Source organism: Cylindrospermum sp. FACHB-282 (assembly GCF_014697195.1).
Classification (GTDB): Bacteria; Cyanobacteriota; Cyanobacteriia; order Cyanobacteriales; family Nostocaceae; genus Cylindrospermum.
Genome location: NZ_JACJRJ010000036.1, coordinates 1 through 12928, shown reverse-complemented (window position 1 = coordinate 12928; position 12928 = coordinate 1). Strand labels below are relative to the sequence as shown.

The window sequence follows — 12928 nt, the reverse complement described above, 5'->3', positions numbered from 1 at the left end:
GGTCAATATTAACCTGACGGAATATAGATGCTTTCAACGACTTGATATTTCCGCTCAATAGCTTGAGATAAAAAGGCTAACATCTGTTTAAATGCCAAAAGCGTGTGATAAATTAATCGACTACCTTTCCTTTTACAATTTACAAAAATTGATTTTGGAAATATCTAATCTATTAATAGTACAGAATAACTACTATAATCTTTTTTTAGAAATTTGCATAAAGAGTTGATTTAGCTCTGATAACTATACAGACAACTATAGCAATAGCAAGTTGTGACCCATGTTTCAGCGGTTAATAATTTTTCTCTTGAAAAAGATTAAACAGCTTGAGAGTAATGGTCAGTTTTTTTATATCTATGAGTAGTTTTTATTATTGAAAAGTAGTTATTTATTTATCTAAACTTTATAAGTTAGCGGTATTTACTGAGGTATATTTACTGAGCAATAATGAAACCTCTGCGGAAAGTTTCATAAATTATTTATTGAAATAAATCATAATTACAACTACTGTTTGGTGTGATATATCACTTGTTAAATTGAGCCTTGAGGCAGATGACAATCAAAAAACATTTGGTGGTCAAGCATCTGGAAATTGGTCAATTAATTTGTGACCTTCGGGTTTTAATGGCGTTCACACAAGAATATTTTTCCTTTGACTTGTAATCCATGTCCAGCAAGGATTTATCTTGCTGTCACTAAATAGGAATTGTAAAAATTTTGATGTCTGATTTTTAGGAGTTATGAAAATGGTGACAACACGGAAAAACATGAGCCGACACGCCTTGCTGGAAGCAAACCCTCAGTTATCTGCCTGGGCAGCAATCGACTCCGCCAGGGGTTCAATTGCTGAGTACCTCAAACGCGCTCGGAACAACGTTGTGGTTCCGCCTGAAAATAAAAATATTGGTCACAACAAGCGAGCTGTGATTATTGGGGCTGGTGTTGCGGGTCTAACCACTGCTTATGAGTTACTCGTACAAAAAATTGGTTGTAGTTGTGTGATTTTGGAGGCGAATCAACGAGTAGGTGGACGAAACTTTACTGTGCGTCCTGGTGATGCCATTGCCGAAGAGGGATTTGAGCCTGAAGAATGTATTTTTGAGAGTGAACCAGATCAACCCTATAAACCCTACCTGAATGCTGGGCCTGGGCGAATCCCCTCTGCTCACACACATCTCTTAGACTATCTCAAGCGGTTTAAAGTACCTCTGGAAGTTTATGTAATGGATAGTCGTTCCAATCTGACTTACATACAAGGCGCTTTTGGTGGCTCAGTACCAAACCGACGTTTGGATAATGACACACGAGGTTGGATTGCTCAGATGTTGTTCCAATTCTTGGAAGACTCTAAATGTGCCTACTTTTCGCCAAAGGAAATCGAACAATTTAAGCAATTACTCGAAAGATTTGGACATCTCCAGGCGGTTGAAGGAAATCCAGGTTATTACTTAGGTTCTGATCGATCTGGCTATACTCATTTACCAGGTGTGGCGGCAGGTGAAATTGAAAAACCTTTACAACTCAAAGAATTGCTGGCATCGGAGTTTTGGGCAAGAAGAACTTCCTTTTATCAACCCCAAGATTTTCTCTGGCAGCCCACGCTGTTTCAACCTGTAGGCGGTATGGACAAAGTTGTTGATGCCTTTAAGTACCAGGTGGAGAAAAAGGGTGGCGATATTCGACTAGGCGCTGCCGTGACAAAAATTACCTATAGTGCTGACACGAAAAGATATAGCATTTACTTTCAACAAGATGGTGTAGAACAGATGATAGAAGCAGATTATTGCTTCAGTAATATGCCGATTCCTTTGTTGAAAGGGGTATTGGAGGATAAACACTTTGACCAGAAGTTTCAAGCCGCGTTACAAGCAGTTTATAAAGCGCAATATGGTAGTGGTAATGCCTCTGCTGATGGATACCAACCTAAATTCCTAGCAGATGCTACAAAGGTGGGCTGGCAAGCAAAGCGTGATTTGTGGCAGAAGGCTAAGGCTAATAATCCTGGTGATGTTCCCATCTATGGTGGAATTTCGTGGAGTAGCGACGAAATCGGACAAGTCTGGTACCCATCAGATAACTACCATGCTGAATTGGGCGTGCTAACTGGAGCTTACAATTTTCAAGGTGTAGCCTTTGAGTGGGGCAAAAAACCCCCACAAAAGCGCCTAGAAATTGCCAAAGCAGGGGCTAAAAACTTGGGAGGTGATGATTTTGCCAATGGCTTGAAGCATGGCTTGGCTATTGCTTGGCAAAATATACCTTATCAGAAGGGTGGTTGGGCAAACTGGCAAGCTGTTGAGGAGAAAGAGACTCACTACAATAGCCTAATTCAGGGCAACCAAAACTTTTACATCATTGGTGATCAGCTTTCTGCCTTACCGGGATGGCAGGAGGGTGCAGTTGTATCGGCAATTAATGCGGTTAATCGGGTAACAGATCCAAATTATCCTATACCTGAACTCGATATATTACCAGATACACGCCTGATGGTGGAGTCCTTTTAGTTGAGTCAATGATTTTTCCCAGTCAGAGACTGGGAAATTCAGGCTAAAGATGCTCGATTTTAGCAGAAATCAAGATCAGAACTAAATACGGCTACGCACAAATTTATCCAACCTATCCAAGCCCTTTTCAATAGTTGTCATATCGGTGGCGTAGGAAAGACGGATATTGTGATCAGCACCAAAAGCGACTCCGGGAATGACTGCAACTTGGTGTTCTTCTAACAAGGCGTCACAAAATTCCAGGGATTTAAGACCAGTTTTGCTGATGTCAGGGAACAGATAAAAAGCGCCGTCGGGTTTGGCGGTACTCAATCCAGGAATGGCGTTGAGTCTGTCTAACATCACCTGTCGCCGTTTGGCGAAAGCTTGGCGCATTTCTTCAACACAGTCTTGCTCACTTTGTAGGGCGGCGATCGCACCATATTGGGCAAAGGTACACACGTTAGATGTACTATGGCCTTGGATGGTACTTGCAGCTTTAATAATTTCCACAGGCCCCGCTAAATAGCCAAGACGCCATCCTGTCATTGAGTAAGCTTTGGCAAACCCGTTACTGATTAAGGTGCGGTTAAAAATTTCCTTACCAAGGGAACCAATGCTGATGTGTTCGGCACCGTCGTAGAGGATCTTTTCGTAAATCTCGTCAGAAACAACGAAGATATCTGCATCAACTACTACCTGGGCCAGTGCTTTGATTTCCTCTGGCGTGTAAACCATCCCTGTAGGATTAGATGGGGAGTTGAGGACAAATAGCTTTGTTTTGGGGGTGATGGCTTGACGCAGTTGTTCGGGGGTAATTTTATAACCGGTTGTTGCATCTGTGTTTACGATTACCGATACCCCACCTACCAAAGTCACCATTTCTGGATAACTTAGCCAATAGGGAGCAGGGATAATTACCTCATCACCCGGATCAATTAGCGCCACTATCAAATTGTACAGCGAATGCTTACCGCCATTGGTGACGATGACATTCTCTGATTTGTAATCAAGACCGTTATCAGTTTTGAGCTTGTGGGCGATCGCTTCCCTTAACTTTGGTTCTCCAGCTGCTGCACCATATTTGGTTTTGCCTTCATCCAAAGCTTTTGCTGCTGCGGCTTTGATATGGGCTGGGGTATCAAAATCTGGTTCTCCAGCGCTGAAACTACAAACATCTACTCCCTCTGCTTTTAGAGCCTTAGCTTTAGCTGCGATCGCTAAGGTTATGGAGGGTGTTACCTGACTTACTCTTGCTGCCAGCTTCATAAGACCTTGCGGTAAGTGGGAAACTCAGTCACGAAGAGTGCTGAGAGGGAAACGACTCGTGCGGTTTTAACCGCCTTGAATATTTTTCATTACCGCCTTGGAGTTGGGAAATTCGGGGTACTTTTGTGATGTACTTTCAACGGGACAATTACCGATTCAAATTTTCCAACTCTGTACGCATAATGTTTTGCTCCAAAGAGCCTCCCATTTCTGGGGTAATGTTAGCTATCTCCCAAGGGGAGACGCTTCGCGAACGACCTGTTATAAGAGCTTGTTAGGCTTGCAACACTGTCCCAGTGACCTTAGAACTGTTTAATCGCAAGCGACAGAGCTCTTAACTAGTGAAGCAGCGCGGTCTTGGGGGTTTCCCCCATGAGCGACTGCTGAACCCCGAAGGGGCTACGCATTCTCCGGTGTCGTGACTCAAATAACGGCTACCCTTTGACTAGGCTTAGGGTGGTCTGGTCAGTACGGCTTGCTTGATTACTCTTGCAAGCCCAGTCCCTTTAGGGCTGGGTTACTGACTCTACTTTATTCGGCGAATCTCTATCTTATTTAAGGATATCCCACAATCCCGGTCGAGATTTGCATTTTGCAGAATTCCTTAGCTTAAGCTAATTTCTATACATCCAACCTCGTTGGAACTTTTCCCCTTCTCCATAAGTTATCCCTGTTCTAAGAAACAGAAATTTTTCTTTACATCCATTGAGAATGTGCTCGCTTTCCTCCGACGCTTCTTCAAACCTAGAATTCCTAATAAGTAGATCAACTTAATTAAACGTAAGACCTCTCCTCAAACCTCTCACCCTTCCCTACTAGGCAAGGGGGTTGGGGGGTTAGGTCTATTTGATGTTTTTTAAGGTTGACTTACTTACTACAGTCACCTTTATAGATAATAATGGCGATGCTTTGAGAACTTTACGGCTGTTGCAAATTAAGTTCTTGGAATGGTTCAGAAGACTCTTGCAATTTCAAGCTGTCAACCGATTTACCGTTGATTTGCAAAGTATAGTTACCCTGGTGCAAGCCTTCTAAATAATATACTCCTGCACCGTTGGTCACGGAAAAATGCCGAATTCCTTTATCTGATTGTATAGCTTCTACCCGTGCGCCTGCAACGGCTTTACCTTGAGCATCCGTAACTACCCCTGATCGTGTGTAAGCAGGAAATAGTGGGATCACAATCGGGGTATAACCGCCAGCGACTACATCAACGGCTAAGGCATCAATCGTAGCTTGCCAGTCGGGGGGGAAACCTGCTGGATCAAGGTCAAGACGATAAGTTCCAGGTGGAAGACGTAATAAAATGCGATCGCCTAGAACTTCCGGTTTTAAAGGTTTAATAGAGCGGGTGTTGATAACAAGTAGGGATTCAACATTCTCTGTATAAGCGTCTTCCCCTGCATCGCGTTTACCATTACCGTTGCGGTCAAAAAAGGGTTGAATTAACAATCCACCTTGGGTACGGAAGTATTCAGAACGGCGATCGCCTGGGGTAATCCCTTGTTGTAAACCTAAGCTAGACACTAAATCTACACTAAAACTAGCTTGATCGGAAGTTACCGTTACACCTTGATAACGTCCCCGCAACAGTAAGCCTGGTAAAATTGTTGTTGATAATGTGACTACTCCTCCACTACCCTGAGAAGCAATGCCATAACCTAGCTGTGCTTCCCACAGGTAGTTACCATCAATCGCCTGTTGTGGTGAGCGATAGCGCCAACCCACGGTTAGTAACTTGTCACTGCGATTTTGATTTTGTGTTTCATAATTTAACACCAATGAGTTTCCCGTATTAGAAAAAAGGTTTTTAGAAAAGTTGTAGCTAAATTCTGACAAAGTGCCAACTTCATTACCGCGTTGCGTGAATTCCATTTTGCCGAGACGTTGCAGCAAATTCCAGCGAAAGTAATTTTTACTATCTAGACTGGCACGAGCAAAGGTAAAAGCATTTTTGCCGCTCAAGTTAATTTGCACTCCACCAGCCATACCATTGTCGCTGACAGCGTTTGTGAATAAGGTGAAGCCACCAAACACTCGCCAATTGACATTCAAACGATTAGAATAGCTATCACTTATAAATGCAGCACTTAGGCTGGGAGTTGGGTCGTAGCGGATATCTGCGTTCCACACCCACTCATCACCAGTTAGTGCTGACACTGCTACCTGCAAAGGTACCTTTGAGGGACGATAAAATAATTCCGCCATTGCTCTAGGGGATTTATCGTAAATTCCACCTAAGCCTACCGTCAGATTTTCCGATAAACCCCATCTTTGAGCAATTCCACCGCGGAAATCTGAAAATTTGCCCAACAATCCTGCATTCTCAGAATCAGAAACTGAGTGTCGCAACCCACCAGAAACGATCAACCCTGATGCCCCCGGTGGTAACTGTCCTGGTACACTAGAAAAGCTGGCATCCCGAATTTCCGGTTGGGCTGTGAGTCGTCCTTGAGGGTACAGTAAGACGCGATAGCCTCCGCCAGAGAATTGGTTACTATTCTTGATATTTTCAAAGCGGTAAATGCCAGAAGAATCAACCAACACTTCCGCAATGACGCGATCGCCAATACTTTGCGTCAACCGCACTAAAGTACCCGGTTCTGCCCTACCAGAAATTGTCCGTCCAATTGAGCCTGCTTCCAAACGTTGGTGAGAATTTGTAGAACCAGCACCTAAGACTTGACGGGGTACAAACCCCTGCCGTTGAATGAATGTAAAGCCCCAATAGCCGCCTGTTTGCTGAGTTTGCTGAGTTTGCCAAAAAGTCTGTTGGGAACCAACAATATAATCAGCTTGATGGGTTTGTCGCAAAAACTGAGCGTCAGCAACACTCCAAGTCTGCCAATCTTGGAAGTTACGTTGATTGGTACGCAGGAACCATGATCCACCGAAAGCGCTACCGACACTGACGAATTCTCCTTTATAAGTTGGTGATCTAGTTTGGGTTCCGGTAGCATTTACTTTTTGCTCAACCGCCGCCAAACTGAAATTTGCAGGTGCAATGCGTGGCAACCCTTCTAGTTGAATGGGAGTTTCTGTCTCCGCAACGTTGGTACTGGATTTATTTAACCAAGGCACTTCCAATATAATTGCATACTCATTGATGTCAAATTCAGCTTTCACACCAAACAGAGCTTGTAACTCTTGAGTTGAAAAAACCAGTCCTAGTTCTGGATCTGTGCGAATTTTTTTTGGATCGATGCGAGTTACAATACCAGCCGTTCGCACTTCTAACTGACCGTCTGGTAAAGAGGTAACATTTAATTTCAATGCTTGAATTACATCATCATAGGACAACAGCCAATTGTCAAAATTAATTGCCTGTGTCCCGTCTTCTTGCCCTCGCACCAAGATGCTGGGATTCACGTTGCGCTTGCCCAGATTCAACCCTACTGGAAATACACTTGCTTTTCCTAAGTCTTTAGGCAACTCTGCTGGAGTAGTGGTTGTAGGGCTTGCTGGCTTGACAGGAGGAGTAATAGCCCCCGTTGGGATTGTCTGAGTGGGAGTAGGAGTAGGAATAGGCGGATTCGTGATTAGCGGATTAGTTCCCTCTGGGATCCGGGGAATAGGCGGATTGACAATCGGGGGATTAGCCCCTACTGGGGTGGTAATCAGAAGGTAAAAGGCAAAAGGTAAAAGTGACATCTTATCCCAACCTTTCACCCACCTGGGGTTTAAATTGTAGGCTGATAATTGCCTATGAAAAAAAATTTTGTTCCATAGGCAGATTTCACCGCTTTCTGCAAGCTGAGAGGGATGAGGTATAAGGTTCAGCCGGGATTTTTGGTCACTGGAGCAAATCAGTAAAAAGTAACAAAAAATACTAGTACGCACTTTTTACTTTTTAATATTTAATCTTGGTAATCCAGTGCCTTCAGGTGAGCCAGCAGTTTGAGGCGGTACAGTTACATTAATGTTAAATGGAAGCTTGCTTTTGTTGTTGTTTTCACCCCATGTCAACTCACCACTTAGTTGATAATTACCAGGGGCAAGGCGATGATCTTTATCAGGGAAATTGAGTAATAAATTTCGCTCTTGTCCTGCTATTACAGAACTGGGAATAACACTGCCAGTTTTGACAACCTTTTCTGCTAGCTTTAGTATCCAGTTGAGTGAAGTTCGAGCCGATGCTGTTCCAGAATTGCGAACCAAGACTTGAATCTGTTTTTGTTGATCATTAAAGCTGGCTCGATCCACAGCTAAACTCGGAGACAGCTTACCCTTGCGGACATAAACTGTCACCCCAATACGAGTTTTAAGATTAATAGCAGTACCGGTTTTATCTACTCCAGTTGCCTCTTTGAGATTTTCCGTGAAAACTACCGCTCTATATTCCCCATCAGGAAGGCTGGGAGCAAGTCGAGAAATTAGGCGTATTCGTCGGGTTTTCCCTGGCGGTAGAGTCAACTCCCGTGGGGAAAACTGTAGATACGGACTAAGGTCGCTAGCATTAGAAGGCACAGTTTGAAACCCACTATCATTATAGGTAAAAAACTCAATGTAGACACGAGCGCGAAGCGCTTGATTACTCGTATTTGTAATGTTGATTGCATCTTGATATTGACCGCGTTTTGCCTCCCCTTCAATTACCAGAGGTGATATGCTAACCTCTGCAAAAGCAGCGTTAGAAAAAAGACATACCCCTGATAGAACCCAAGCGCCCAGACGCAAAGCAGTACGACTAATTTGATACTTCATAAGTCATTCAGAATTTAAAATTTAACTGAGCAAAATACAATAATTAGCCAGATAAATCAATACGGTTCAGTTAGAAAATAAAACATAAATTTAGGATTTGTTGGGTTTTGCTTGTGCTACCCATGAAATCAATTATTTTGAACTGAAAGGCTAGGATATTTGTGTCAAAATGAAACCCGCTTGTTGATTACTGCCTTCGGATTCAAGCCACTTGCCCCCGCTTTATGGAAAAGCTTTAAAAATTAGATTTGAGAATTTTCTAGTTCAATTCAGCAACGCCGAAAAATTGATTCCTGTATGTCAAAGAGCACATAGTCAGGAAATCAATTGAATTGAGGGAGTTTGGGAATTTATTAAACGCCAACTTCAAGGAGAAATTTTTACAAACCCCCAGGACTTACTTTCACGTCTACAACAAGTCCTTGAAACAATAACCCCAGAGCAAATCTGCTCGTTGCCATCTTACAATTTCATTTTTGAAGGCTTATTTTATGCAGCTTCATCTTAAATTTGTATGAGTCATAGTCAATAATTCATTAATAAGCATGAACTTATCTGGATTATTGACTACAAGTTGGCTAACTAGTTTCCTGCCGCGGTCAAAGTTACTGTGTACTCGTAGTTTCCTGAAGGAAGAGTTCCTCCATCTTGGTTAGTAGCATACATACCAACTGAGACTGGAACTGTGGAACCTGCCTCAACATACACAGGGTTAGAATCAATGTAACTACCATTGTTAAAGCCTGCATATACACTAGTGGCAACAGGGTTAGAAGCGCTTGGTGTAGTAGCACCGATAGAAACAGAACCAGGGGCATTGCAAGTAACATTGAGCGTAGGCATTGTTCCTCCCAGTCCTGGGTAGGCAAGCAGATAATAGTCGCTACTATAGCTTGCCAAAGAACCACTGCCAGTAGCATTATCAAAACGACATACACCAGGTATACTGCCACTGAATGTAACAGTAGCGGTATCAGCAGTATCAGCACTAGCAGCACCAGCAAAACCAGCAGTGCTAGCTAGCATTGCAACACAAGCTAATAAAGAACGACGCAACATTAAAAAGTTCTCCAATTTTAGTAAAAGGTGTTTTGTTGTAAAATTACGTAAACATATTCCGGTGGAATGATGGTTACATTCAGATTTACATTAATAGTGATATTCACATAGTTGTACTCAATTTGTCAATTTAATTTTGATTAATTAATACGTAACTTTATTGTATAATAAATGCTTAAGTAAGCAGCTACTGCCAGTGACTTATGCCAGCAAAAAAGAGTCTGTCTCAAGAACAGAGTGAACAGCTACTGGAATATTTTGATAGTATAAAAAAGTCTATGTAATAAAGAAAATTGTCATTCTCATTTTATTGTTGATGAATGATTAAAAAAGTTACCAATAAATTAGTATTTTTTAGATATTGCATATCCAAACAGTAGCGTATTGGGCCGTTGATGGCGACGCAAAAAAGAGAGAAGCTTTTTTAGATGGAAGAAGAGACAGTAAGTTTCGTAAAGTTACCAAAGAATATGATAAGTAGGTAGGTATGTAGGCACGAATCAACTTAAACTATGGAACAAAGTCTAAAACCGTCAAAGTCCTGGCAATTGATTTGTTACACTCTGCTTCACTCACAATGACATACTTATGAATTTTCCCACCCACCTACTTAATTTGTTATTAGAAGTAATTCAAAAAGACCCAGCAGGATATGGATATGAGTTTTGTCGATGGAGAGCAATGAACTTAGCAACATATCGGGAAAAAACAACACAAATTAAGTTAAGCGGCTCTCAAATTAGGAGAATTTTAGAGCTTAAAAAGTACGTTTAATTTTGGGCAAAGTACAGCCTAAAGTACAAACAAAATCCAGAGTAGCGTAAGGAATTTAGGCTCTTCGGTACTTTTTATGGAAAACCAGGTTCAAAATCGTTGAAAGCCTTATTTCGTAGGCATTAGAACTTACGCATTGACAAACAATGGTGAATATGTTCATCGATTTTATTCATTGAAACTCCTATAAATTGTGCGTTAGGGAACGCACACTACGTGTAGGATGCGTCAGGGGACGCATCGAAAAAGCTTGAAAAGAGGGTAAATTTGTACAGTGCGTAAGTCCTAGGCATTTCATTCAAAATGATGGCATAATTTTTTATAACCCTTGCCCCATAAGGGTTTTGTTATAATCAATCCTCAATCACCATAAAAACAACGCAAGAGCCGGAATTTAAAAAAAATAATTAGCAGAAAATTTAAAATAACTCAACCAGCCCCAGAGCCTTGTACAGGTATGATTTTGGGGTGAGAGTGGCTTTAGTTGAAGAGGATGTTTGGAAAGTAGCGTTATTAACACAAACCTTGGAAATCTAGCTCCCCTGACCCTAATCCCCATTCCCTATGAGGAAATGGGGGTTTCAAAGCCTCACTCAAGAGCAGGTAACAGAAAGAAAGTCACAGGACAAAGGAGAAGGAGAAGAAGAAGAGCGGAGCCGGACACGGGTTGAAGGATGGTATTTATGGGATGTTTTGCCGGCTTCCAGTTCCCAAATCTTTAGGAATCACTTCACCTGCTCGCTTACCACTTTCGATATAGTCGTCACCTGTTGCTGGTGTCTTTAATTTGGACTGATTCCGTTCTTTAATGGTGTAGTAAGGTCTATTTGCCTCGCTTCGCGCTATTTTACGTTCTTTACTAGCATAATAAGGACGAGTTACTTCGAGCTTGTGGGTTTCTGCCGAATAATAACCAGCGGACTGAGCTAAAGGCGCAGGTAAGCTAATTAGCCAGATTACACTAGCCAGCATGACTATGGCAAGTTTGCGGTGCAATTGATTAAATATTCTCTTGATTTCCAACATTGGGGAAATTTCCTCGTAGCTCTTTTACGAATGCTTAAACTTTAAAAAATTCTCCTTGAGCTTACGTCTTCCCCTAGGCTGGTTACCTGTATATAAAAAGTCTGACAGGGGGACAAAAATGGCTAAAATGCAGATCAGATAAGTCTCCTGTATATGCTTTTCAGAGAGGATTTAGGTGTGAGGTCAGGCTATGGTTATTAGAGGAGACAAATAAACATCTTGAATAGCGTGAAATAGCTTTACTCCTTCCTCAAATGGACGCTGAAACGTCTTCCGCCCAGAAATTAATCCTGTACCGCCAGCCCGTTTGTTAATTACAGCAGTGCGAACAGCTTCTGCAAAGTCATTTTTACCAGTTGCACCTCCAGAATTAATCAGCCCTGCACGTCCAGAATAGCAATTGAGTACTTGATAACGAGTTAAATCAATTGGGTGGTCGGTGGTTAATTCTGTATAAACTCGCTCATCAGTTTTGCCGTAACTTTTACCTGTGGCTTTGGCTACTGCACCATAACCGTTGTTGCATTCAGGTAACTTTTGTTTAATTATGTCTGCTTCGATAGTTACACCCAAATGATTCGCTTGTCCGGTGAGGTCAGCGGCGACATGATAATCTTGATCTTGTTTAAAAGTGCTATTTCGCAAATAACACCAGAGGACTGTGACTAATCCAAATTCATGGGCTTGTTTAAAGGCTTGGCTGACGAATTGAATTTGCCTGGTAGACTGTTCTGAACCAAAATAAATTGTTGCACCTACCGCCACTGCACCTAAATTCCAAGCTTGTTCTACATCAGCAAACATTATCTGGTCATATTGATTCGGATAAGTTAGCAGTTCGTTGTGATTGAGTTTGGCAATAAAGGGGATTTTGTGGGCATATTTGCGGGCAATGCTGCCTAATACGCCCAAGGTTGTCGCCACAGCATTACAACCGCCTGCGATCGCTAGTCTAACAATATTTTCTGGGTCAAAGTACATCGGGTTAGGGGCAAAAGATGCTCCTGCTGAGTGCTCAATCCCTTGATCTACTGGTAAAATTGAAAGGTAGCCAGTATTCGCCAGACGACCGCTAGAGTAAAGTTGCTGGAGGTTTCGCAATACTTGCGGATGGCGATCGCTATTTAACCAAATTCGCTCAATAAAGTCTGGCCCTGGTAAATGCAGCAAATCCTGAGATACTTTGGCTTTATGGGTAAGCAAGTCTTCTGCTTCTTTACCTAGCAATGACTCGATATAATTAGCTTCTAAGATTGTTGAAGTCATAGGTTTTTAGTAATTTTATTTGAGTGGTGCAGATAATTTTTAAACGTTCGCGTAGGTGCGGTCGGCATTACCGCAAAGTACGCAAAGTACGCGAAGGAGGAGGAAGAAGAAAGTAAAGAGAATCTTTTAAGATGTTAATTACTATTTAGGGCTGTTAGTGTGCGCTTTTGTCTACTACCATTAGACATATATAGGAATAATATTTGATTTTTGAAAAAAAATAAGAGATAATACCGGAGAGAGCATACAAGTCTAAAACAGAACAATGATAAAGCAGTATTTAGAACAAGAGATACCTGCGGTGGGTGGAGTCATCGGCGAACTACAGGAATTTATAGCTCAAAATC

The 12928-nt window shown here is 42.0% G+C and carries 7 protein-coding genes and 2 pseudogenes; 2 read left to right on the top strand and 7 right to left on the bottom strand.

Annotated elements, in window-relative coordinates:
• Positions 1 to 8 precede the first annotated feature (8 nt).
• Positions 9 to 143, bottom strand: a pseudogene (locus H6G32_RS27550) (ISH3 family transposase); the annotation flags it as partial.
• 603 nt (positions 144 to 746) lie between these two features.
• On the opposite strand from H6G32_RS27550, the gene H6G32_RS18020 reads away from it, so the two are divergent.
• On the top strand, positions 747 to 2504 hold the full coding sequence (locus tag H6G32_RS18020) for a flavin monoamine oxidase family protein (protein WP_199328152.1): 1758 nt from the start codon (positions 747 to 749) through the stop codon (positions 2502 to 2504).
• 81 nt (positions 2505 to 2585) lie between these two features.
• Here H6G32_RS18020 and H6G32_RS18015 read toward each other — a convergent pair whose 3' ends face one another.
• The 4 genes from H6G32_RS18015 to H6G32_RS18000 all read right to left on the bottom strand — a co-directional run bounded on the left by H6G32_RS18015 (position 2586) and on the right by H6G32_RS18000 (position 9515).
• Positions 2586 to 3752, bottom strand: a complete 1167-nt coding sequence (locus tag H6G32_RS18015) for a pyridoxal phosphate-dependent aminotransferase (RefSeq protein WP_190460733.1) — start codon at positions 3750 to 3752, stop codon at positions 2586 to 2588.
• 918 nt (positions 3753 to 4670) lie between these two features.
• Complete coding sequence (locus H6G32_RS18010) at positions 4671 to 7403, bottom strand: carboxypeptidase-like regulatory domain-containing protein (RefSeq protein ID WP_190460732.1); 2733 nt, start codon at positions 7401 to 7403, stop codon at positions 4671 to 4673.
• A gap of 192 nt (positions 7404 to 7595) precedes the next feature.
• Entirely contained in the window at positions 7596 to 8456 is an 861-nt protein-coding gene (locus H6G32_RS18005; protein ID WP_190460731.1) for a P pilus assembly protein, chaperone PapD, read from the bottom strand.
• Between the two features lie 582 nt (positions 8457 to 9038).
• On the bottom strand, positions 9039 to 9515 hold the full coding sequence (locus H6G32_RS18000) for a hypothetical protein (RefSeq protein ID WP_190460730.1): 477 nt from the start codon (positions 9513 to 9515) through the stop codon (positions 9039 to 9041).
• 609 nt (positions 9516 to 10124) lie between these two features.
• Here H6G32_RS18000 and H6G32_RS27440 point away from each other — a divergent pair.
• A pseudogene (locus tag H6G32_RS27440) lies at positions 10125 to 10286 on the top strand (IS630 family transposase); the annotation flags it as partial.
• Positions 10287 to 10970: 684 nt separating this feature from the next.
• Here the strand turns inward: H6G32_RS27440 and H6G32_RS17995 are convergent.
• Together H6G32_RS17995 and H6G32_RS17990 are read right to left on the bottom strand one after the other, a co-directional pair.
• Positions 10971 to 11315: a hypothetical protein gene (locus tag H6G32_RS17995; RefSeq protein ID WP_190460729.1), complete on the bottom strand. Its 345-nt coding sequence runs from the start codon at positions 11313 to 11315 to the stop codon at positions 10971 to 10973.
• A gap of 183 nt (positions 11316 to 11498) precedes the next feature.
• Positions 11499 to 12581, bottom strand: coding sequence for a class I fructose-bisphosphate aldolase (locus H6G32_RS17990; RefSeq protein WP_190460728.1), 1083 nt, complete (start codon positions 12579 to 12581; stop codon positions 11499 to 11501).
• Positions 12582 to 12928: the final 347 nt, after the last annotated feature.